The following is a 24,599-nucleotide window of genomic DNA, read 5'->3' as shown; positions in this document are numbered from 1 at the left end:
CATACTTAATTGAGGATAAATATTTGTTTCACAAAAAACAATAAAAAACGCAATTTTTGGTCCATTTTGCACCGAATTTTATTATTTCTACATTTTTCGATCATCGATTTGAACGCGTGCTGATGTTATGGCAAAAATTGCTTTTAAGAGGGAAGCAGGCTTCTCACGAATGAAGCCTGCTGTTCCATTTAAAGTTTAAATTTTTCGACTAAATCATTTAATTCCTCTGTTAAGGCAGAAAGATCTGAAGAGCTATCGGATATTGCTTCCATTGAGCTGCTGACTTGTTGAGAAGTGGCTGATGTTTGTTCAATACCGGCAGATGATTCCTCGGAAACAGCGGCAATTTCCTGAATTGAGGAGTGGATCACCTCACTATCTTCCGTCATATTCGATAAATGGGTCGTGATGGTTTGGATATTAATGACCATTTTTTTCAAGCTTTCTTGAATTTGATTGAATGTTTCAGCCGTTGTTTGGATTTTGTTTGTCCCCTGTTCCACTTCTTTATAGCTACTTTGAAGGGAATGAGTAACAAGCTGAGACTCTGATTGAATTGTTGTAACTATTTTTGTAATATCTGTGATGGAATGAGAAACTTGTTCTGCTAATTTTTTGACCTCAGAAGCTACCACTGCAAAACCTTTTCCATGCTCACCCGCACGCGCTGCTTCAATGGCAGCATTTAAAGCAAGTAGATTTGTCTGTTCCGCAATGTCCTGGATGACTGAAATTAATTTATTGATTTGCTTGGATTGGCTTTCTAAACCTTCTACTTTTTGAACCGCATCTTGGACAATTTGGTCGATTTTAGTCATCTGTTCATTGGATGAATCCATCAGATGACCACCTGTTTCGGTTAATTGCACCATTTCCCTAGATGCGATTTGAATTTGCTTACTATTGGTACTTGCTTCCTGGATTTTTTTCATGAATTGACCAATGATATTTGAGAGGTCGTTTGTACTATTGGCTTGTGTTTCCGCACCTGTCGCAAGTTCTTGCATGGTGACCGCAATTTGCTCAGAACCAGATTTTACCTCAGCTGTCGCTTGTGTTAACTCCTCGCTATGACTTGAAACAGTGCCTGAGACAGTATTAATTTTCTTCAGTAAATCTCTTGTATTACTTGTCATTTCATTCATGGCTCGTATTACTTGTCCCGTTTCATCTTTTGCTGTAGTTTTTAACGGTTCACTGCTTAAATCACCACTAGCCAGTAATTTCATTCGTTTTGTTGCTGTTTTTAGTGGCGACGCAATCATGTGAGATGTAGTGAATGCAGTCGCAATCACGATCATAAAGGCAATGACTGTTAAGATCCCGACAGTCAGTAATGTTTTTCCGCCCGAAGTAATGTTATTCTGTCCTTTATGGTGAATATTAGTGGCTTGCATATCTGCTAATTCCTCTAAGCTATTTAAAATATCTTGTGCAATCGGTTGAATGTATTCCGAATTCCCAACAGCTTGATCATGAAACCCTTGGTCATAAACATCAAAAACATCTGAAAGAACAAGCTCACTCCATTTTTTATTTCGGCTTATCATGGTATCTACATTTTCATAATGGCTCATTTTGGAAATTGTGTCGATATATTCCTTGCTATCTTCGGTTAATTCTATAAATTGCTCCTTAAATTCGTGATCCCCATATAAAAGATAATTACGTTCCATGATGATTCTTTTGGAAAGATTTAAAGCTAATTTATCATCCGCCGTTAAAAGTGGAAGTTCTTCATTATTGATTACCTTTGATTTTTGATTCATCTGATTAATCGAAATGAAATTAAAAAGACCTATGCATAAAACAAGGATTAAAACAAGTGAAAACCCTGCCAGCATTTTGGACGTGATAGTATGGAATTGAAATCTTTTCATAGTAGATGCACCTCTTATTATGTCATAATGATGTAAATGGATCGGAAATAGCGATCGAGCCAATTAAAGTGACAGGACTATTATACTGTTACTTTAGAAATATAAGAGTAAAATATTGGATATGGGAAAACAATACTTTTTACAAGTTTTCCTGGAAAAGTACACTCAATGTTAAAAAATTCCATCACGCAAAAGAATGTTTTTGAAATGTTTGAAAAGGTAAAAGTTGCATTTTAAAAATAAACATTTCGGTTAGGGGGATATTGATAGAAGGGTCATTTTTATCGGTTAGATCGATAGACCTACATCTGGTAAGTTAGGTAAGGCACAAAATCGACAAAATTAATATTGAATTTAGGTTGAAAAGTTTCGTATAATTAGGAATATGTGTGACTCATTTTAAAAAAAGGTCGAAGTGTAACTTTTTATGACGATAAACGTCTATTCTTAGAGAGCTTTCACCGATAATAATAGGTGAGCGGGATATAATAAGTAAATTTCCAAGGGAAAGGAAAAGAAAAAATGCAAAGAACAAAACAAAAAAAGAAAAGGACAGGCTTGAAGATCTTTCTCACTGTTCTGATTGTGCTTGTATTGGGAGTTGTAGGGTATGGATATTCAATTTTTCATAATGTAAATAAAGCCGTGAATACTGTTCACAAACCGATTAATCGGACACCTGAGGTTAAAAGGCCATCAGAATTATCGCTTCAAGAAAAAGAACCTTTCTCGGTCTTAATGCTTGGAGTGGACGAACGACCTGGTGATAAAGGCCGGTCAGATACAATGGTAGTTTTGACGATCAATCCAGATAAGAATTCAATGGAAATGCTAAGTATTCCCCGCGATACGAGGGTAGAAATTGTTGGACACGGAACAGTCGATAAAATCAATCACGCTTATGCTTTTGGTGATGTAGAAATGTCGATGAATACGGTCGAAAAATTCCTGGATATTCCGATCGATTATTATATCAAAATGAATATGGATGGCTTTAAAGATATTGTAAATGCTGTTGGTGGAATTAGTGTTCAAAATGATTTGGATTTTTCGCAAGGGGGCCATCATTTTCCGAAAGGAACTCTTGATTTAGACGGAGATGCCGCTTTAAGCTTTGCTAGAATGCGTAAACAAGACGCTCGAGGAGATTTTGGAAGACAAATGCGTCAACGTCAAGTCATTGAAGGCGTAATGAATAAAGGCGCAAATATTTCGGCACTGTGGAAATACGATGATGTGCTGAGGGCTTTGAGTAATAATGTGGAAACAAATCTGTCGATGGATGACATGGTTAATATTCAGAAAAATTATGCGGGTGCCCGCCGTAAAATTGAACAATTAGAAATCAAAGGCAGTGGCTCCACAATCGACGGAATTTGGTATTACATCGTCCCAGAAGAAGAAAGAACCAATATCCAAACCCATTTAAAGGAACATCTCGGCTTGAGCTAAAAGAAATTGTAATCTTAAAAAGGTAGAAGACTTCAAGTATACAAGTCTTCTACCTTTTTAGATGTCTTTTGAGGTGCCTGGCACGCCCCGAAATTTGTCGAATAAGCTTTGTTGAATTTATTAAGTGTTTCCGGTTATAATCTTTTTTAGAACAAATGTTTTTATGTTGCAAAAAGATAGATTGAATGAAAAGGAAGGGAAGGATGTCCATGGAGACAGTTTCTACCGTTGGTTTAAAAGGTTTGGAGGGGTATAGAATTCAAGCTGAAGTTCAAATTCGTGCTGGCTTGCCCTCTATGGTGATTGTCGGTTTACCAGATAAATCGATAAAGGAGTCTAGGGAACGAATTCTCACTGTATTAAGGGATGCAGAAAGTAGTATCACCACACAAAAGATCGTTGTTAATTTATCACCATCTGAACAAAAGAAAAATAGTACCCTCCTTGACTTTGCCATTGCAGTTGGGATACTAAAAGAATCGCATTTGATTAAGAAAGAGCTAGATCCAAATGCTGCCTTTTTAGGGGCCTTGTCCTTAGATGGTTCTTTGCTAGGTACGGACGATCTTCTTCCCACGATTCTCGCAGCAAAGTCATTAGGAATAAAAAAGCTATACCTTCCGTATGATCCGAATATTCCCCTTGAACTTATGGAGGAGCTGGAGTTAGTCTTTTTCAAAAATTTGTTCCATGCTATTGCCTATTTTAATGGTAAAAATACCAACTTGGAAATCTCACCAAAAAAGGCTAAAATAATGAATTCCACCTTCGCTTGGCAAAACGATTTTTCTCATATCTTTGGTCAGGAACAAGCTAAAAGAGCTTTGGAAATTGCTGCAGCAGGCGAACATAATGTACTATTGACGGGTCCACCTGGATGCGGGAAAAGTATTTTGGCAGAAGCGTTTCCTACCATACTACCTCCACTTTCTAAGGAATCCCTATTGGAAGTCATGAGTCTTTATCAGTTAGCAGGTGAAAAACACGCCATTCCTTGTACCCCACCTTTCCGTTCTCCCCATCATTCTAGTTCTTCAACATCCTTAATTGGCGGAGGTTCCTTTCCAAAACCAGGAGAAATATCACTGTCTCATAAAGGGGTTTTATTTTTAGATGAAATGGCTGAATTTCCTAAGAAAACACTAGAAATGTTAAGGCAACCGATGGAAAGTGGAAAAGTAACGATTAGTCGCGTTCAATCAAAGGTTACATATCCATCTTCATTTATATTAATCGGTGCGACCAACCCTTGTCCTTGTGGTTATCTTGGCTCCATTCATTATTATTGCACTTGTTCCCCTCGACAAATAAAAAACTATCAAAATAAAATTTCTGGTCCTGTTCATGATCGATTAGATATTTTCCTCCATTTGCACTCTATGAAGCTAGATCAAGTAAACCGAAAAAGTGAAACCTCTGAAAGCATTCGAAGGCGCGTTCAATTAGCAAGAGAAAAGCAGTATAACCGCTATCAGATGGTATGGACAAATGGTAAGGTTCCTATCGAAAAATTATTGAGGACAAGTCCATTGTCACAAGAGCAAGAACGAAGGCTACTCTCCCTATCTATAAAGCTGCATTGGAGTAACCGAGTACAATTAAAAATCATTCGTCTTGCAAGGACAATATCAGATTTAGAGAATCAACACAGAATTTCGGACGAATCCATTGATGAAGCTATTCAACTTAGAAGTGGTTCTTGGTTTGAAGGAATAGGAGTGAAAAAATAAATGAGTTTGGATGGTGTTCATTTTATTTCGTCTTCAATTTTACAAAATTCGGGGGCGTGCCATTCACCGTAAAGATTCTCTTGACTATTTTGATAGAAACGTTTAAATTATAGACGAAGTTTAAAATAAGGGGATGAGAGAATGTCAGAGAAGTTAAAGGTAGCCATTGTTGGTTGTGGCGGTATTGCGAATGGCAAGCATATGCCTAGTTTGTCTAAGTTAGAGCAAGTTGAAATGGTAGCGTTTTGCGATATTATTGTAGAAAAGGCAGAGGCTGCTGCGGAAAAATTCGGAGTGGAAGGTGCCAAGGTTTATGAAGATTATAAAGAATTGTTAGCGGATTCGTCCATTGATGTTGTGCATGTTTGTACACCGAATAGTTCACATGCTGAGATCTCCATTGCTGCACTAGAATCTGGTAAGCATGTTATGTGTGAAAAACCCATGGCCAAAACTTCAGAAGAAGCGAAGCAAATGGTGGAAGCTGCTAAACGTACGGGTAAAAAATTGACAATTGGTTATAATAATCGCTTCAGAGCTGACAGCCTTCATTTACATAATATATGTAGCCGTGGAGATTTGGGTGAAGTTTATTATGCGAAAGCCCATGCTATTCGCCGCCGCGCTGTGCCAACTTGGGGTGTTTTCCTTGATGAAGAAAAACAAGGTGGCGGCCCATTAATTGATATTGGTACCCATGCATTGGATTTGACATTGTGGATGATGGATAATTATAAACCAAAAGCAGTTTTAGGAACAACTTACCATAAACTTGGACATATGGAAAATGCTGCAAATGCCTTTGGTCCTTGGGATCCTGAAGAATTTAAAGTAGAAGATTCTGCTTTTGGCTTTATTACAATGGAAAATGGTGCAACGATAGTTTTGGAATCTAGTTGGGCTTTGAATACATTGGATGTCGATGAAGCAAAGGTTTCCTTGAGCGGTACACATGCTGGGGCAGACATGAAAGACGGTCTTCGTATTAACGGGGAGGAATTCAGCAGACTATATACGAAAAAAGTTAATCTAGGAGCAGGCGGGGTTGCGTTTTATGGTGGAAAATCTGAAAGCGATGCTGATATTGAGGCTCGTCAATGGATTGAGAGCATCATCAATGATACAGATCCACTTGTAAAACCAGAACAGGCCTATGTCGTCACACAAATCCTCGAAGCAATATATGAATCAGCAAAAACTGGAAAAGCAGTCTATTTTGATTAATAGCTCCCTTTATAACTTTCCGATCTATCGTAGGTAGATCGGATTTTTCTTTATAAAAAACTTAAAGCTCAATCTTTTATGTAGTCTTATTTCATACTAGGCTATAATGCATCCAGTGATTTGTTTTTTACGAGGTAAAGAACATAGGAAAAAGCAGCAAATTGCCATAAGTGGCCATCTTCAAATCGAGAACGAAGGTGGCCTTTCTTATGTGATATTCGACAATTGGGAGATTGAGTTGGAGAGGTAGCAGACCGATAATATTTGCTTATAATCAAATTTTCTCTTGATCGCTTACAAAGAGTTAGGGCAAACTATAGAAGTGAAGCTGTAATCTTTGATTATAGTTTGGAATAAGAGCAACCGGGAATATCACTTCTTGCCGCCCTTGAAGATGGATCATTAGCGTCAGATCATTGGGAGCATTACTTGGTACAGAAGCGGGAAAATAAGTTTGTGGATGATAAATCAGGTTTTCTCATGGATAAACGAGCACGGCAAAAGGCAATTGCCATGCGAAATAAGGGGAAAAAGGGAGGTTACAAGAAATGAACAACCATGATGAAAGGTTTGTTAATCCGGAAGTACTGGAGCTTGCTTTGAGTAAAATGTTTAATAAGACAATAATCCGCGCAGATTATCGACTCAAAGAGTTGCAAGGTGGAACAATAGGAGATGTTCGACTTGTAACAGGCATGGCTGAAACTTCCGATGGTGAACATCTTCCATATAAGATGGTTTGGAAAACACAGAAAAAATTTGAACGTTATGGCGATCCCAATTCTTGGCGAAGGGAATATGATTTTTATAGATCCAATTTCGGCGCTCTGCTTTCTGAATCATTCCGTTGGCCTGAATGTTATCACGCCGAAATGAACGAAGAAAAAAACGAAACGCAGATATGGATGGAATATATCGACGGCATATCGGGTTTAGACTTGACCGGTGATATGTATGAACGCGCAGCCGCGGAATTAGGACGGTTCCAAGGCAAGTTATATGCCGAGCAGCCAGTTGTTTTACAGAGCTTGACCAACCTGAGCAAAGTGGATTATATGAAGAACTTCTATCTTCATTATCGGTCATGGAATAGAGTGTACGATTATATACGCTCCGACGCTTGCGAAATCCCGAAACACCTATGTAAAATGCTCATCGACATTGATAAAAACGCAGACGAAATATTCAACCGTATTGAAAAGCTACCTATCGTGCTGTGCCACAGGGATTTTTGGGTAGCAAACATATTCTATTCAGACGGTAAAACTATACTCATCGACTGGGATACCACTGGATGGGGCTATTTAGGTGAAGATATGGCAAGTCTTATCGCGGACGAAGCCGATATTGAGCACATGGTTGAATACTACCGCAGATGTATTCCGGCGTATTACAAGGGCTTTTCGGAATATGCGGATATTTCACACATAACGGATAACTGTGTTTATGAGATGATTCTACTTATGTTCGGGTACAGGCTTGTAGAGTGGTATATGAACGCAGGGTCGGGAAACAAACTCCAAGAAACGGATGATGAAAGAACACTGTACATCCATACCTTGCAAAAAATCCATGAGTTGAGAAATATGTAGAGCTTTTACCTCCCAGAATACTTAACGTTATAAATCCGCATATTCGGGACTGGGCCCCTTATTTGTCCTCCTTACCCTTAATGAAGCTTGCTTTCCTCTTTACTTCTAAAGCAGCCTACTCTAGAGAGTTGAGTATAAAATAATAAACAGGTATGATAAATAGGAAAATGCAAAATTCGGGGCGTGCCAGGCACCGAATGAGGAGGTATGGACATGATGTGGAGAGAGAAGTTTGAACAGTGGATGGGGAATGATGCACTGGATAGCAAACTTAAAGAACAGCTCGAACGGATGGAAAAGGACGAGAAGCAGCTTGAAGATAGTTTTTATAAGGAATTAGAGTTTGGAACAGGTGGGATGCGAGGGGAGCTTGGTCCTGGGACGAACCGAATGAATATATATACTGTGCGTAAAGCGGCGGAGGGTCTTGCGAAATACATAGAAGATCAGGGAGAAGAGGCTAAAACCCGTGGAGTGGTCGTATCGTATGATTCCCGTCATATGTCACCCGAGTTTGCTTTAGAAGTGGCAAAAACAGTGGGGAAGCATGGGATTCAGGCTTATGTTTTTGAAAGTTTGCGACCTACACCATTATTGTCTTTTGCTGTTCGTTATTTGCATGCTTATGCGGGAGTGATGATTACAGCTAGTCATAATCCTCCTGAGTATAATGGCTTGAAAGTATATGGAGAAGATGGTGGCCAGCTCCCACCTAAGCCGGCTGATGAGTTGATCGGATATGTACGCCAAGCTGGTCATGAGTTAGAAATTGAAGTTGCAGATGAAAAACAGTTAGTGGAGCAGGGATTACTTATTTTTATTGGGGATAAAATAGATCAAGCCTATAGAAATGCCTTACAACCGATCCATTTAAATGAAGAAGCGATCCAAAAGGCTGGAAAAGACTTGAAAATTGTTTTTACTCCGCTTCATGGAACAGCTAATTTACCCGTTCGCGAAGGGCTGAAAGCTTTTGGTTTTGAAAATGTGACTGTTGTAAAGGAACAGGAATTACCCGATGCAAACTTTTCAACGGTTACTTCTCCAAATCCAGAAGAACATGCCGCCTTTGAACTAGCGATTCAATATGGTGAAAAATTAGATGCCGATATTTTGCTAGGTGCAGATCCTGATGCGGATCGCCTAGGAGTAGCCGTGAAAAATAGCCAAGGTGAATTTACTGTTTTAACAGGTAACCAAGTGGGTGCCTTAATGGCAGATTATATTTTGACACAAAAACAACAAAAGAAGGAACTGCCTCAGAATGGTGTCATCATTAAAACGATTGTCACATCCGAAATAGGTCGTGCAATTGCCAACAGCTTTGGTATATCCTGCCTTGATACTCTTACAGGATTCAAATTCATTGGGGAGAAGATTAAGGAATTTGAAAAAACAAAGGAACATCAATTTTTATTCGGTTATGAAGAAAGCTATGGCTATTTAATTGGGGATTTTGTTCGTGATAAAGATGCGGTTCAAGCCGCCATTTTCACAGCAGAAATAGCTGCCTATTATAAGATGAAAGGTAAATCTCTTTATGAAGGACTTATGGGGATCTTTGAAAAATATGGTTTCTATCAGGAGTCTCTCCAGTCTCTCACCCGAAAAGGAAAAGAAGGAGCTGAGCAAATTGCCAGCATTCTTGAAGCCTTCCGTCTAAATCCTCCGCAATCCATTGCTGGGGTGCAAGTAGCGGTATTGGAAGATTACGCGATTAGTGAGGCAATAGATGTACGAACAGGAGAAAAAACCCAGATTGAATTGCCCAAATCTAATGTGCTCAAATTTACATTAGAAGATGGATCATGGTTCTGTCTACGCCCTTCAGGGACTGAGCCGAAAATCAAATTCTATTTTGCAGTAAAAGGCGATTCGATGGAGGAAAGCATCAAGAAACGTGAAAAATTGGAAACTGAAGTAATGGAGCTTGTTCAAGCATTTGTAAATTAAGGATGAGAAAAGGTCCTAAAGAGATTTCTCTTTTAGGGCCTATTTTTTTGAAATTCAAAACAAAAACAGGCTTGCTCCATCACTGGTACAAGCCCGATTCTAGTCCATCTTTTTCACTATAACTACGGAGGCGAATGGATTGTCAATCTGTTCTAATAGCTTATAGGTGTTATAGGCAATCACCGAGAATCGGCTTTCAATAATTGTAAATCAATATATAATTGGCAATTAGCATGGAAGCTGTCAAAGCTGATCGAAGTGAGTTCGCTTATTTGGTTCAGGCGGTATTTTAATGTGTTTGTATGAATGAAAAGTTTTTCTGCTGTTGGTTTTAAGCGGCAGTTTTGCGATAAGAAAACTTCCAATGTTTGCAGCAGGCATGTTTGGCTTTCGTTATCTTTTTGTTTTAGCTTTAACAAATCCTCATTCACATCCTTCATTCTTTTTTGATAGTGGAAAATACTTTCAAGGTAACGAAACAATCCTAGTTTTCCATATTCAAAGGATGGGAGGTTGGCTGGCCCAATGAATTTGGCGATCTTGATGACCTCAAGCGCTTCTTGACAACTTTTTTTGAGAAGAAAAATGGTAGAATATTCTCTACTAATCCCATGATACACTTGCTGATGACTGAACTGATTGAAAACGGTAGAAGTTAATTCGGTTGCACAGGCTAATAAATTTTGAGGTGAAGAATGTTTATAACCAATGATGACCGTTATTTTTAATGGATCTATAAAGAGCTCAACATGAATGGGAAGGGAATGGGCGAAAAATTTAACTTTTTCCAATAATTCATCAAACACCTCCTCGCTGGTTGGTTCGGCTGTAAAGACAATCGTAACAAAAGCATCGGGGATGGAGATATTCATATTCGCCGCTTCCCATTTGAGTTGGGCTTCTGTTTGAAAGATATCGTCCATTATTTTTTTATAAAAGTTACTTTTTTCTCGCTTCTTTTTCAATTGAAGTTGTTTTTGTTGATACAGAAGCTGACCTACATGTGAAGACACAGCTTGCAAAAAATCAATCTCGGTTTCTATTAACTGCCTCTCTGTTTCCTGTACCCATATATACCCCAATATTTGCTCATTATATTTGGCGCTCACAACGATCCGTTGGTTTAAACCAATTTCCGCTAATGGCGCTACTCGAAAGGGCGTAGGAATCGTTTTTAGTTTATCGACAATACCTTTGTCGATAAACTTTTCCAATATGGAGAGGGGCCAACGTTTTGTAAAAATGGTTTGCTTGTTGGCCTCATCAAAATCATCAATATAAAAGGAACTGTAAGCCAATAAAGAAAACTGGTCATCTTCAATTACAATCGGCATTTTTAAATACGCGCTCATGATATCGGTTATTTCATTTATATCCATAAGCGAGCGGACTTTTTCCAACAGTTGATCCATTCGGCTCCCCCTATCCAAAAAATTCCTTATTTAAACAGAACTACGAAAGAAGTGCCCCGCCTCAAGCTACCCAATGGGCAGGTGAGGGTTAGCGTTAAACTAAAAGCCCTTCGTTCAAATGATAAGCGGTAGGTAGTTGATGCAATCTATAAACAATGTATAACGGATTACTGTAGAAAGCAAAATAAATGCGGTTTATGAAAAGTGTATCATACTTTTCATAAACCGCATTCGCTCTTTTGTTATTAAATTTATCCGTGTACGACTTATAACATTTCTGACGTCGTTTTGGCTTGCATATGCAAGAGCAAGTAATCCGGTCCCCCCGCTTTGGAGTCCGTTCCTGACATATTGAAGCCTCCGAAGGGCTGGTAACCCACAATGGCGCCCGTACAGCCACGGTTAAAATAAAGATTCCCAACATGAAAATCCTCACGGGCCTGCTCTAAGTGCATTCGATTGTTTGTAATCACGGCCCCTGTTAATCCATATTCTGTGTTATTCGCGATTTCAAGGGCTGTTTGGAAATCTTTTGCTTTCGCAAAGGCGACAACAGGTCCAAAAATTTCCTCCTGCATGATTCGTGCATGAGGATCAAGCCCTGCGAAGATAGTCGGCTGGATAAAGTAACCATCCGTATCGTCTCCTTCTCCGCCAATTATTAATTGACCTTCGGTTTTCCCTATTTCAATATACTCCATAATTTTGTCAAATGCCTGCTGATCGTTCACAGGCCCCATAAAATTATTTTGCTCCACAGGATCTCCCATTGTTAACTCTTTTGTCAATTCAACAGCTCTACTTAATACCTGGTCATATACCTCTTCAACGATGATAGCTCGGGAACATGCGGAGCATTTTTGCCCGGAAAACCCAAAGGCAGAACGAACAATCGACTGAGCGGCAAGTTCCAGATCTGCTTCCTTATCGACAACAATGGTATCTTTCCCACCCATTTCCGCAATCACACGTTTTAGCCAAATCTGACCTTTATTCACGATTGCTGCACGTTCATAAATTCTTGTTCCAACTTCCCTTGAGCCTGTAAAACTAATAAAACGGGTTTTCGGGTGATCGACAAGGAAATCACCAATTTCAGCCCCACTCCCGGGGATATAATGGAGTACCCCTTTTGGCAAACCTGCCTCTTCCATCACTTCAACGAATTTAGCGGCCACAACAGGTGTGGTAGAAGCCGGTTTTAATAGAACAGTATTCCCTGACACAAGTGCAGCCACTGTTGTTCCGGCCATAATCGCAAAGGCGAAATTCCATGGAGAAATGACAATGCCGACACCAAGGGGGATATAGTCATAACGATTATATTCTCCTTGACGGCTTTCAACCTTCTTCCCATTTTTATGCTCCAGCATTTGTCGACCATAATATTCCATGAAATCAATTCCCTCAGCGGTATCAGCATCTGCCTCATTCCATGGTTTCCCTGCTTCCTTCACCAGCAATGCAGAGAATTCATGCTTGCGACGTCTAATAATGGCCGCTGCCTTGAAAAGCACATCTGCACGGACTTCAGGTTTCGTCTTTTTCCACGATTCAAAGGCTTCTAAAGCGCTATTCATCGCTTGTTCTGCCAGTTCCTGATTCGCTTTTGATACCCGCCCGACCACTTCTTTTTTATTGGCTGGATTAATGGAAATTATCTTTTCAGTGGTTGTGACTTTTTCTCCGCCAATGATTAACGGATAATCCTGACCAAGATAACTGTCGACCAAAGCCAATCCATCCTGAAATGCTTGTTTATTTTCCTCTTTCGAAAAGTCTGTAAATGGTTCATGTTTGTACGTAATCAACAAATCCAACTCCTTTATTTTTTGATAAAGCCCTTAAAAGCAAATGCAATATTCGCGGGTCTTTCTGCTAATCTCCTCATAAAATATCCATACCAGTCATGTCCGTACGGTACATAAATTCTCATTTTATACCCTTGCTCCACAAGCTCTAACTGTGTTTGACTTCGCATCCCATATAACATTTGAAACTCAAATTGATCATGGGGGATGTTTAATGTTGCAGCTAGTTCCTTTGTATATTCAATGATGTTGTCATCATGGGTGGCTACCGCTGTGTATAATCCGTAATGGAAGCTTTGTTCAATTAATTTTTTATAATGATCATCCACATCTTTTTTTTCTGGATAAGCGACCTCCGCGGGTTCCTTATAAGCCCCTTTGACCAATCGTAAAAAAGGTTTGTAGGCACTTAAGGCTTGTAAGTCTTGTTCCGTTCGATATAAATAGGCTTGCAACACAGTGCTAACACAGTCGTATTTTTCTTTAAATTGTTTGAACAGATCAATCGTTGCTTGACAACGGGGGCTATCCTCCATGTCAATCGTGACCATGATTCCGTACTTTTCGGCGGTGTCCAGGATTCTAGTCATATTATCGATGACAAGTTGGCGGTCAATGTCAAGACCTAATGATGTCATTTTGACAGACATATGGGAGTCAAGCCGTTCTTGATGGATCATTTTGATCGTTTTAATGCATTCGTCGGTTCTCACATTTGCCACTTCTTTGGAGTCGACAAATTCCCCTAAATAATCAACAGTTGTTGATAAGCCTTGATGATTTAGTTCGCGCAGGATTGGGATAGAGCTTTCAAAATCGGTCCCACTAATAATTTTTCCCGCTGCGAAATGACCACCTCTTTTTTTAGCAAAATCATTCAAAAATTTGCTTTTGGATAAAAACATGAAAAAAATTCTTTGTTATCGCTTCCAAATGTTTTCACCCTCTTTCTATGGCGATTGTAAGTTCATTGTATAAAACGGCTATTGATCTAGCATCATTGATTAGAGACAATTTTTAACCGCTTTCATTGTGACTAACAGACAATCAAAACGGTTAAAAAATGATGTAGCTAAAATTTTCGCGGAAATTTAATTGATTTCATGAAGTTTATTCGTTAAGATGGAAACTAATTTCATAAATTATTCAATGGCGAGAAGTGTAAGGATGATTTTTTATCTACATAGATCTTAAAATAGGCTCCTGGATCAACATTGCTTGAGCGAAAGTTTTGATAAAAGTGGAGCAGATGAAAGCTATGAATGTTACATCTACCTATCCTGAAAAAAAGGGGAGAATGATTGTGGCAACCATTGAAGATTTTACAAAGCTGGATATTCGAATTGGTACTGTTATAAAAGCAGAGCCATTTCCAGAAGCACGAAAACCCGCAATAAAACTGTTCATTGATTTTGGTGAAATGGGGCATAAACAATCCTCCGCCCAAATTACGCACCGATATAATCCTGAAAAACTAATTGGTCAACAAGTGGTCGCAGTGGTCAATTTGCCCGTTAGACGAATTGCAGGATTTCAATCTGAGGTTCTAGTTATCGGCGGTATCCCCGAAGAAGGAGATGTCGTCCTTTTAAAACCGGACCAACCGGTGAAAAACGGTATCCCTGTTTCGTAGTAGCATAGATATGACGTGAAATACTCTGGGGATTTTGTTATATTGAATCGGCTTCAACGGCTTGATAGCCGTGGTCGGGTGCATGTCAATTATCGTGAGTAAAGTCCCGCAAGTCCTGTCATCATTTTTTCCATAGACTACAAACAAAACAGGATTGTTCCAACACTGGAACAATCCTGTTTCTACGCTATCTATTTCATCAGAAATGTTACATCTGCCCCTTTATTTCATCTAACTCTTTTTCGGTGAGGCTTGTCAATTCGATAATCTCTTTAGATGAAAAGCCTTTTTTAAGCATCGCCACAGCTATTTCCTTTTTCCCTTCCTTCCTCCACTTATCGATAAAAGGTTTTAACGTTGGTGGATCAGGGTACATCGTTTTATCCATATAACTCGCCTCCTTTTCAATCATTGGTTCAATGTCTTTTTGCAACTCCCTTGTCATCTCCTCCGGAACTTCTAATAGATAGTCGATAAAATGGAACAGGGATTGAATATATTCTTGGGAGTTTTTCCGCGGATCTTGTAATAGAAATTCTAGTAAACGCCGCTTGAATTGATATCGCTTACTAGCGTTGTTTCGGGTCTTAAGCATATAGATACCAGCTAAAACAGCATGGGCAAATGGATTATCTGATTGCAATAGTTCTTCCTCATCCTGTTCCAATAATTTATAGGTGTTGTAAGAGTACGTTAAATCCGTGCCATGAAAATGGTATTTATAAATGGTTGGTTTGAAAGAGTGATCAGGATCAGCGAGGAGGGCAATCGCATAAATCTTACGGTCGTACTTGTCAAAAATACGGTAAAAGTACTGAAACATCCGTTCAGGAAAATCTTCGTCTTTGTATCCCTGAACTTCAACGTGAACAAGCAACCATTGTTCCTTTCCATTTTTAAGATGAACCTTCATCAGTTTATCGGTATACTTTGTTCCTTTTTTCTTTGGAATCGCGCGATGAAATTCCTGTTCCAGTGAATCAGGTTTCTTGCTCCAATCCAGTTTTTCATAAAGATCAGGGGAAAAAAATAATACGAATGGTTCGAATAAATCTGTGATCACCTTTTTCCACAGACCATCGTTGTCCAAATACGGGGCAGGTTCTTCGAGTACAATAGAGGTCATGTTTACCATTATCTTATCACATCCTTTTTGTGAATGTAAATGTCTATGGTGGGGATTCTGAGATGAATGTATGAAGTTAAAAAAGAAATATCTTATAGGTAGATTAGCACATTTCATAGTAAAAAGATACTAGTTTAGTTGTTAACTTCTGCCGAGAGTGAGATAAAAGATAAATCGGAATTTCGAGTGAAGATTTTTTATAAGCAAAATGTCGTTTTTTGAATACGCACTACATCAGCACAGAATGTATGTACTCGAAAATGAGCATGCAAATCCATTAGAAGGAGAATGGGAAGAAAGAGGAAGTCAAAACAGACTGGGAATCGTTTTCTCTTGATGCAACAGTTTTTGAACATAAAGGTAAGCTTTATTATGTTTGGGCGCAGCAAGATCCGAAAATTCCAGGTCATTCAAATCTATATATTGCTGAAATGGAAAATCCGTGGACATTGAAAACATCACAAATTTTATTAACAAAACCAGAATATCCATGGGAAAAGATTGGGTTCCTTGTGAATGAGGGACCGGCAGTGTTGAAAAGGCATCATAAAATCTTTATCACCTATTCAGCAAGTGCCACAGATGAAAATTATAGTATGGGCGTGTTAACAGCCGATGAAAATAGTGATTTATTAGATCCGCAATCATGGGAGAAATCGAAAACTCCTGTTTTTCAAACTTGTGAAGAAAATCAGAAATATGGGCCAGGGCATAATAGCTTTACAGTTTCAGAAGATGGTTCACAAGATCTCTTAGTGTACCATGTCCGTGACCATCAACATGATGAAGATGCAGACGATGCTTTACATGATGCTGGTCGTCATGCATGTGTTCAAGCGTTTGATTATGATAAAAATAATTATCCGCAATTTGGAAAACCACTCAAAAATAATTGAGTTAATGATTAAAAAAGTTTAAAGGGGATGAAGAGAGTGGAGATGCATAAAAAGCTTTTAAGCATAGTTCTTATTAGTATTCTAGTTTTTGGCCTAGCTGCTTGTGGGGGAAAAGACAATTCTAAAGGTGAAAAAAATGGGAAAGTTACACTCACCATGTGGAATGGTTTTACAGCATCTGATGGAGAGATTCTAAAAGAAATTGTAAATGAATTTAATAAAAGCAATGACAAGGGCATTACGGTGAAAATGGATATTATGACATGGGCAAATCTTAATGAAAAATTACCCTCTGCTATTTCGGCAAAATCAGCACCAGATTTTACTTTATTAAACTATGGTGACTTTGCTCAATATGTAAAAAATGGTGCTGTACAACCCTTAGATGATTTTTGGGATTTTGATGGAGTCGACAAAGCTGACTTTAGTGACACAGCCGTTCAATTAGGTCAAATTGATGACACTCAATATTTTATTCCTATGCAAGTTCAGGGGATGTATTTATTCTGGAATAAAGATTTATTTGAGGCGGCTGGTTTAGATCCGGAAGTTCCACCAAAAACATGGGATGAACTGACGGAGATGGCCCCTAAATTAGTGGATGCTTCCAAAAATGTATCTGGGTTTGCGTTGCCCAAGGAGGGAAATCCAGTCCTTTATAACTGGATCTTAGATAATGGAGGAAATCTTGCTAATGGAGATGAAACAAAGTCTGCCTTTGCATCAGATGAAACATTGGAAGTATTAGAAAAGATTCAAACCATGATTCACGATCAAAAAGTAGGTCCTGAATCAATCTCTGGTGCTGAGGTAGATAACCTAATGAATGCAGGCCAACTTGCGATTGAAATTAATGGTCCATGGTTAAACAATGGATTGAAGAAAAACGAAATTAATTATGGTGTAACAACGGTACCGTTAGGAAGTAATGGAAAAGAACAAGCCATTCTTGATGGGGTAGGGTTTGGCATCCCGTCTAGCACAGACTCTAGCAAAAAAGTTGCGATTTATGAATTTATTAAATTTTGGAATACAACTGAGGTTGGGAAAAAGTGGAGCATTGAAAACGGCTTCCCACCCTATTTACAATCGGTTGCAGATGACCCAGAAGTAAAAGACAATGAAATTGTAACAGAGTTATATAAGCAAATTGAATATGCTGAACCTTTTATGCCAGGTTCGCACAAGATTCCAACCATTAATAATGATGTGATCAACCCGATGATTGAGAAATTGTTAGCTGGTGATGATCCGAAGCAATTGATGGATAAAGCTGACGAGGAAATTGATAAAATATTATCGGAAGACTAATTAAATTTTAAGAGGTAGTCGTATATGATAGCAAATTAAGATTTTATGGATGTAGGTAATAAGGATTGTAACAAGTTTAGTCAAAAAGATGATGAACATCTCATTTAACATCTTTAGGCTGTTGAGAAAGTCTCAACAGCCTTTTTAGGTTAAAACCGGCACGAGAGAGCTAAACTTGTGGGAGCGGGAGCATAGTCCACTACGGGCTTGGCCGTAGGAACTTTATAGCCAATTGTAAGGGTGTCTTTTTTGCTGATGCAGAATAGCGAACCAAAAACATAATTGTCTTCACTTCATCAACTAGAATGATAGATGGATCATGAACAGAGGGATTTTTAAATTGTGGCTCTCCGGACCTCTTATATTGACTAATCACCGCTATACCCACGGATAAAAAGTAAAACTGCTAGTTTCAATATCCTAATACAACAGATTTTTTCATTTCGCCCTCCTTACAATGTGGGTAAACCAATTATATGTTTAACTTTTATATTAATAAAAAAGGGATAATGGCATTTTGGCTTGATAAGGTTAACAAAAGTTGTACATACATATATGGATAATTCATCTACTTTTCGAGTATGAATGTAAAAATTTGCTAAAAGAGAACGAAAAATATACCATTATTTCAAAAAATGATAAAGTCATGTAAGTTATCTATAATTAAAACAACCCTTATAAGTACAACTAACGTTATGAGGTTAAGGACTATAGATGTCGATGTTCGTACAAGAACCGGGGTGGTACGGTCCATTTTAATCATTTTGAAAAGAAAACGCTATTTTCTAGTATGTTTAATCTATTTTTCTTACCTTATTACAAATAGGAGGATACAAATGACTAATGTTCATTTACTAGATGGAATTTTTAAAGAATCACAAGAAAAAGGAAAAGAATATTTATTATTTCTGGATGTGGATCGACTGATTGCGCCATGCTATGAAGCGGTTCATCAGACACCGAAGAAACCTCGTTATGGTGGATGGGAAGCTACGCAAATTGCGGGACATTCCATTGGTCATTGGTTATCAGCGGCTGCGGCGATGTATGATGCCACAAAGGACGAGAGATTACTAGAAAAACTTCAATTCGTCAGAATGAGCATCTGTATGTGAATCTATTTATTCCATCTGTATGGCAGAGCTCTGATAAAAAAGTAAAAATCAAACAGAAAACAGATTTTCCAAACTCCGAGAATGTATCACTTTATATTGAGCAAATAGATCCATCGCTCACTCAAATACATATTCGTCTTCCTTATTGGGTAGCCGGATCTGTGGAGGTAACGGCAAACGGGGAAAAAGTTGAAGGTTCGAGGAAACAGGGATATCTTGTTTTGAAGCGAAATTGGCAGGTGGGAGATCGAGTAGAAATTCAACTTCCTATGAACCTCCACACCTATACGGCAAAGGACGATCCAAATAAAGTAGGGATTTTGTATGGACCTATCGTACTAGCCGGTGCTCTAGGTGCGGAAAATTTCCCTGAACAAGATATTTTAGAGGATCATTTAAAATTAAATAATTACCCGTTGATCGATGTCCCAAATCTGGTGGCTTCGAAAGATCAAATCAATGATTGGATCAAACGAGTGGATGAAAATTCGTTAACATTTGAGACAGATGCCATCGGCCAACCCGGAAATAGCAAAGTAATCTTGCTTCCTTTTTATGAAATTCATCATCAACGTTATACCCTGTATTGGAATATGATGGATGAAGAGGCGTATACAACTTTCGTAGATGAGGAAAAAATACAAGAAGAACAATTAAGAGAGAAGACGGTTGATTTTGTCCAGCCTGGTGAACAACAACCTGAGATTGAGCATGGTTTCAAAGCAAACAAGTCTCATTCGAGTTATTTGAATCTTGTTCAAAGAAGATGGCGAGATTGTCGAGATGGTGGTTTTTTCCAATATGATATGGCTGTTGAGCCAATGAAACAAATGTATTTACAAGTCTCTTATTTTGGCCGTGATGGTAAGATTTGGCTCGATGGCAAAAATTATGAAAGAGAGTTTGCGATTTTTATAGATGGTGTTCAGATTGCGGAACAAATGCTGGATGGAGAACGGTCTGACGAATTGTTCGATCTTACATATAACATTCCGTTTGACCTGAGTAAAGATAAGGAAAAGGTAGAAGTAAAATTTTCTTCAAGCGAAGGAAAGATTGCTGGAGGAGTGTATGGAGTAAGAATCGTAAACCGACATTAGCTCATTCTTAAGTTTCTCTTCTTATTTTCGTATAGGCATGACCATCCAACTTTTTAAAAGGATTGGTCCATTTTACGAACAAGGGATTATTATGAAATCTTAAGTTGATTCAAGGATCCATTCCAAGTAATGCGGAATGGGTCCTTTTATAGAGAAATGAATGATTACAATTAATAGATATGAGGAGTACTGGACGGTAGTTGAATAGAAACAGTAGGGGTGTAAATTTGAATTAGAAGGTATCGTCAATATCTCTAGAACTTTTAAGTTTATTCGGTTGTAAAAGTAGTAGCCCCAGACAAATTGTAAGAGGAACCAGATTTACAAGAATATATATAGAGACCTATTACCACAGGAACTAAGCTGCGGCTTTTATGCCAATTTAATAGACTTTTAAAAAAGTAATCACAAACATACTTGAAACATTTCAGTGAATAATATAATATCGGAATTGAAAACGCTATATTATAGCGTTTTTCAAAAAGGAGGATAAAAAGGACCAAGAAGTTCGAGGCGGCGCAGCTTTGAGCAGCGGAATGTATGCTTTTAAATACATGAGCAGCGGAAAAGCAAGCCAACGAAGAAATTCGATGTGTCATTTTTACCGGACTTTTTGAACATCCTTTATTAGGCGAATGAGACTAGCATACTACAACTAAAATTGTAATAAAAAAGGAGAGTTGCATAGTGAAGAGTACTTCGATGCCACGGCCAGAATATCCGCGACCGCAAATGGTGAGATCTGATTGGTTGAATTTGAATGGGAATTGGGAATTTGAAATGGATCATGGGAAAAGTGGGAAACAAAGAAATTGGTTCGATGCTGAATATCATTTTTCAAAAAATATTGTAGTACCGTTTTGCCCGGAAAGTGAGTTATCGGGAATTGGTTATACGGATTTTATGGCGGCTGTTTGGTACAAACGAAAGTTCACGGTACCTGAAGGTTGGCAGGAAAACCGTATTTTGATTCACTTCGGAGCTGTTGATTATGACACAGAAGTGTGGATTAATGGACAGTCTGTAGGCACGCATCGCGGTGGGTATTCTTCTTTCTCATTTGATATTACGAAGTTCGTTATTAATGGAGAAAATATTGTGACGGTTTGTGCGGAGGATGATGTTAGGTCCGGGCTGCAGCCAAGAGGGAAACAGAGTGGATTATTTTATTCACATGGCTGCGATTATACGAGAACAACAGGAATATGGCAGACAGTTTGGTTAGAGTGTGTGCCGAAAACGTATATTTCGGATGTAAAATATTATCCAGATCCCGATAATCATTGTGTACATATTGAAGCGGCGCTAAATGGAGATTACGATAATCAACTAGTACTAGAAGCTACAGCAATGTATAAAGGAAAAGCTATGGGCCACAGTCAAACTAACGTTTCTGGGCAAAAAGCGAGAGCAACAGTCGAACTTTCCGAGAGCTATTTATGGGAGCCAGGGAATCCAAAATTGTATGATTTAGAAATTTGTATTTTAAAAGATGGAAAAAAATTCGATGTCGTCGAAAGTTATTTTGGACTTCGCAGCCTTAAATTAGACGGAATGACTTTTAAAATTAACGATCAATCCGTTTTTCAACGGCTTGTCCTTGATCAAGGTTTTTATCCAGATGGAATTTATACTGCTCCAACGGATGAGGCGCTTCGAAAAGATATCGAGCTCTCTATGGAGATGGGCTTTAACGGGGCAAGGCTGCATGAAAAAGTGTTTGAACCGCGATTCCTTTATTGGGCGGATACGCTAGGGTATCTCGTTTGGGGAGAACATGCGAATTGGGGCTTGGATATTACGACGGCAACTGGACTCGAGCGCTTTTTACCTGAATGGCTGGAGGTTGTCGAGCGGGATTTTAATCACCCTGCTTTAATTGGTTGGTGTCCTTTTAACGAAACGTGGGATTCGGATGGAAAGAAACAAAATAATGAAGTATTGCGAATCGTTTATTCTGTAACAAAACAAGTTGATCCAACTCGTCCGGTCATTGATACGAGCGGAAACTTCCATGTGGTCACTGATATTTATGATGTTCATGATTATGATCAAAATCCGGAAACGTTTGCGGCAAGATACGAGCCAATGAAAAAAGGAGGAGAAGTTTTTACAACGTTTCCAGATCGTCAGCAGTATGGAGGTCAACCATATTTCGTGAGTGAATTTGGTGGAATTTGGTGGGATCCAAACCAGAAGGAAGAGGAAGGTTGGGGATATGGAGATCGACCAAAATCCGAGGAGGAATTTTTAAGTCGGTACGAGGGCTTAGTTTCTGTCCTTCTCGATAACCCTAATATGTTTGGTTTTTGCTACACCCAGTTATACGATGTCGAGCAAGAAGTGAACGGGCTTTATACGTATGACCGGAATCCGAAGTTTGATCCAGAAGTCATACGCAACATCAATTCCTGTAAAGCAGCGATTGAATAAGAAGGGGGACGACGAAATTCCAACGGAACTGGTACTGAAGATGAAGAAGCTGTATGGTGGGGCTTTCCTTCTGTAAAACGGAGGTCGAGTTTGTCAAAATCCGCGTGCTTTAAACTGCACCCCAAAATGTTAGACAAAACTAACAAATTGGAGGTGCGGTTTTTATATAGCCAAATTTAACAATACTCCGAAAGAAGTCTCCCGCCTCAAGGAATGCGAAGCGCGTATTATTGAAATAATCTATCCCCTTAGAACGTTATGAGCCATTCCAACAAATATTATAAAGGAATAGAAAAATCAATCTTATATTTGAAGGCGATCTGTCGCTTAAGAACCTGTCATTCCGTATCTACGGCCTTCGTCGATTCCCGAATAATTAACTCCGGTTCATACGTAATACTACTTTTTTCAAACGTATCCGGTTGTTCAATGGCATTCACAATCCACTTAGCGGCATCCCGACCTAATTGCGCTTTCGGGTGGTTAATCGATGTGATCTTTACCTCAGATGCCTCCGCAAGGGAAGAATTATCATACCCAATAATGGAAATATCATCGGGAATACGGTAACCATGTTCCTTTAAAATACGAATAATCGTAAGCGCGATTTCATCATTATAGCAAACCATTCCAGTAGGAATCTTTTCTGGATCAGCAATTAGTTTTTCGATTTTCTCTTGAAAAGCGTCGGGCAGATCCTCGGTTGTATAGGAAATAACCGTATCATTTTGAAACGGGATTTTGTGATTCCGGAAGGCATTAATAAAGCCTTTCATCCGATAAATTCCTTGCAAGTCATCTGTTTTAAAAATGCCGATAATTTTATTATGACCCAGTTCAATTAAATGTTCTGTTGCAAGCATCCCGCCTTTTTCATCATCCAATAAGATATAAGGCGGATTTAATTGCGAATAGTATTGGTTAATCATTAAATAGGGAATATTTTTTTGTTCCAGCTCCAAATAATAGGGTATATTCGGGTTATACCCGCTGCTTTTCGTTGGTTCAATAATTAATCCATCGACTTTGCGCTCCAACATTGCCTCTAAACATTGTTTCTCCTTTTCCACATCATTGTTTGTGCTGGAGAGAAATAAGGAATAGCCTTTTGCTGTAAGATAAGATTCCATTCCCCTTATGATGGAAGGAAAAATATAATCGGAGATGTAGGTTGTGATAATGCCAATATTCTTACCTGATGTAGTTTGTTTAGGAAGGGGAGAAGAAAGCTCCTTTGGTTGCTCGGCACAAAATGTTCCTGCACCTTGTTCTCTGTAAAGTAATCCTTCATGAACCAGTTCGCCAATGGCTTGCCTAATCGTATGTCTACTTACTTGAAACATTTTGGAAAGTTCATTTTCAGAATATATTTTATCTCCCGGTTTTACTTTTCCCGTTTGAATCCAATCTTTTATCTCATTAATGACCATCATATATTTTGCGGGCTGTGCCATAAAATCCCTGCCTTCAAGTTGTTCGTATTCAGTAAAAACATATATTGAATTTTTATTTATTTAGCAAGAAAAGAAAACCAATATAATAAAGTCAAAATAAATGTGCTAATTGTACTGATCATTTGCCAAGGAAAACATGTGGATGAATCAGCTTCCCTACTGGTGATGATAGATGAGACTGTACTCTTTTTCCATTGACATACATAAAATTAAGGTATCATAAATTAGTAAAAAAGGAAAGCAAATAAAATATCTGACAGCTCTGAGGAGTAAATTTATATTTTGTTCCCTTTTTTAAGGAAAATACCTTATCAACATTTTTGAATGTTCCGTCAATTGAGTTTCCTATTTTTAGGATCAAATTGAACCAAATTCCTTGTTTTCACTTTAAAATTGTGGATAACTTAATTTTTACTTTCTTATTATCACACCCTTTGCTATAATTTAGTTACTAGGTAAATCTAACTTGAGTGGGTT

The 24,599-nt window shown here is 38.5% G+C and carries 16 protein-coding genes and 1 pseudogene; 11 read left to right on the top strand and 6 right to left on the bottom strand.

The genetic code is table 11. The features are described from left to right. Positions 1–188: 188 nt before the first annotated feature. Entirely contained in the window at positions 189–1,880 is a 1,692-nt protein-coding gene (locus tag MUB24_RS16355; protein WP_244705953.1) for a methyl-accepting chemotaxis protein, read from the bottom strand. Between the two features lie 522 nt (positions 1,881–2,402). Between MUB24_RS16355 and tagU the strand changes: the two genes are divergently transcribed. The 5 genes from tagU to MUB24_RS16330 all read left to right on the top strand — a co-directional run bounded on the left by tagU (position 2,403) and on the right by MUB24_RS16330 (position 9,831). Further along, the gene (gene tagU / locus MUB24_RS16350; protein WP_244705951.1) at positions 2,403–3,332 is read left to right on the top strand and encodes a polyisoprenyl-teichoic acid--peptidoglycan teichoic acid transferase TagU; all 930 of its coding nucleotides are present in this window, start codon (positions 2,403–2,405) and stop codon (positions 3,330–3,332) included. Positions 3,333–3,541: 209 nt separating this feature from the next. Then, positions 3,542–5,062, top strand: a complete 1,521-nt coding sequence (locus tag MUB24_RS16345; RefSeq protein ID WP_396426771.1) for a YifB family Mg chelatase-like AAA ATPase — start codon at positions 3,542–3,544, stop codon at positions 5,060–5,062. Between the two features lie 141 nt (positions 5,063–5,203). After that, on the top strand, positions 5,204–6,286 hold the full coding sequence (locus MUB24_RS16340; RefSeq protein ID WP_244705947.1) for a Gfo/Idh/MocA family protein: 1,083 nt from the start codon (positions 5,204–5,206) through the stop codon (positions 6,284–6,286). Between the two features lie 548 nt (positions 6,287–6,834). After that, entirely contained in the window at positions 6,835–7,878 is a 1,044-nt protein-coding gene (locus tag MUB24_RS16335; RefSeq protein ID WP_244705945.1) for an aminoglycoside phosphotransferase family protein, read from the top strand. Positions 7,879–8,085: 207 nt separating this feature from the next. After that, positions 8,086–9,831 (top strand): phospho-sugar mutase, encoded by a 1,746-nt coding sequence (locus MUB24_RS16330; RefSeq protein WP_280517035.1) that lies wholly within the window; start codon positions 8,086–8,088, stop codon positions 9,829–9,831. Positions 9,832–10,010: 179 nt separating this feature from the next. On the opposite strand, the gene MUB24_RS16325 is transcribed toward MUB24_RS16330, so the two are convergent. The 3 genes from MUB24_RS16325 to MUB24_RS16315 all read right to left on the bottom strand — a co-directional run bounded on the left by MUB24_RS16325 (position 10,011) and on the right by MUB24_RS16315 (position 13,959). After that, positions 10,011–11,243 (bottom strand): PucR family transcriptional regulator, encoded by a 1,233-nt coding sequence (locus MUB24_RS16325; RefSeq protein ID WP_244705941.1) that lies wholly within the window; start codon positions 11,241–11,243, stop codon positions 10,011–10,013. A gap of 266 nt (positions 11,244–11,509) precedes the next feature. Further along, positions 11,510–13,057 (bottom strand): L-glutamate gamma-semialdehyde dehydrogenase, encoded by a 1,548-nt coding sequence (pruA, locus tag MUB24_RS16320; protein WP_244705939.1) that lies wholly within the window; start codon positions 13,055–13,057, stop codon positions 11,510–11,512. An 11-nt stretch (positions 13,058–13,068) separates the two neighbouring features. Continuing rightward, positions 13,069–13,959, bottom strand: coding sequence for a proline dehydrogenase family protein (locus tag MUB24_RS16315; protein ID WP_244705937.1), 891 nt, complete (start codon positions 13,957–13,959; stop codon positions 13,069–13,071). A 398-nt stretch (positions 13,960–14,357) separates the two neighbouring features. On the opposite strand from MUB24_RS16315, the gene csaA reads away from it, so the two are divergent. Continuing rightward, positions 14,358–14,687, top strand: a complete 330-nt coding sequence (gene csaA, locus MUB24_RS16310) for a chaperone CsaA (protein WP_244705996.1) — start codon at positions 14,358–14,360, stop codon at positions 14,685–14,687. A gap of 208 nt (positions 14,688–14,895) precedes the next feature. On the opposite strand, the gene MUB24_RS16305 is transcribed toward csaA, so the two are convergent. Then, positions 14,896–15,822, bottom strand: coding sequence for an RpnC/YadD family protein (locus MUB24_RS16305; protein WP_244705935.1), 927 nt, complete (start codon positions 15,820–15,822; stop codon positions 14,896–14,898). A gap of 220 nt (positions 15,823–16,042) precedes the next feature. On the opposite strand from MUB24_RS16305, the pseudogene MUB24_RS16300 reads away from it, so the two are divergent. From MUB24_RS16300 to MUB24_RS16280, 5 genes and pseudogenes are all read left to right on the top strand, one after another. Beyond that, positions 16,043–16,709 (top strand): annotated as a pseudogene (locus MUB24_RS16300) (glycoside hydrolase family 43 protein); the annotation flags it as partial. Positions 16,710–16,751: 42 nt separating this feature from the next. After that, the gene (locus MUB24_RS16295; RefSeq protein WP_244705994.1) at positions 16,752–18,020 is read left to right on the top strand and encodes an ABC transporter substrate-binding protein; all 1,269 of its coding nucleotides are present in this window, start codon (positions 16,752–16,754) and stop codon (positions 18,018–18,020) included. Positions 18,021–18,856: 836 nt separating this feature from the next. Beyond that, a complete protein-coding gene (locus MUB24_RS16290; RefSeq protein ID WP_244705933.1) occupies positions 18,857–19,135 on the top strand; it encodes a beta-L-arabinofuranosidase domain-containing protein in 279 nt (92 codons plus the stop codon). Beyond that, complete coding sequence (locus MUB24_RS16285) at positions 19,132–20,235, top strand: DUF6805 domain-containing protein (protein WP_244705931.1); 1,104 nt, start codon at positions 19,132–19,134, stop codon at positions 20,233–20,235. Before MUB24_RS16290 ends, MUB24_RS16285 begins: the two co-directional genes overlap by 4 nt. Positions 20,236–20,922: 687 nt before the next feature. After that, positions 20,923–22,668, top strand: a complete 1,746-nt coding sequence (locus tag MUB24_RS16280) for a glycoside hydrolase family 2 protein (RefSeq protein ID WP_244705929.1) — start codon at positions 20,923–20,925, stop codon at positions 22,666–22,668. Positions 22,669–23,006: 338 nt separating this feature from the next. On the opposite strand, the gene MUB24_RS16275 is transcribed toward MUB24_RS16280, so the two are convergent. Further along, positions 23,007–24,122: a GntR family transcriptional regulator gene (locus MUB24_RS16275; RefSeq protein ID WP_244705927.1), complete on the bottom strand. Its 1,116-nt coding sequence runs from the start codon at positions 24,120–24,122 to the stop codon at positions 23,007–23,009. Positions 24,123–24,599: the final 477 nt, after the last annotated feature.

Source organism: Lederbergia sp. NSJ-179, assembly GCF_022867885.1.
Lineage (GTDB): Bacteria > Bacillota > Bacilli > Bacillales > Bacillaceae_C > Lederbergia.
Note: the sequence above shows the minus strand (reverse complement) of the source record. Positions and strands in the feature narration are given on the sequence as shown.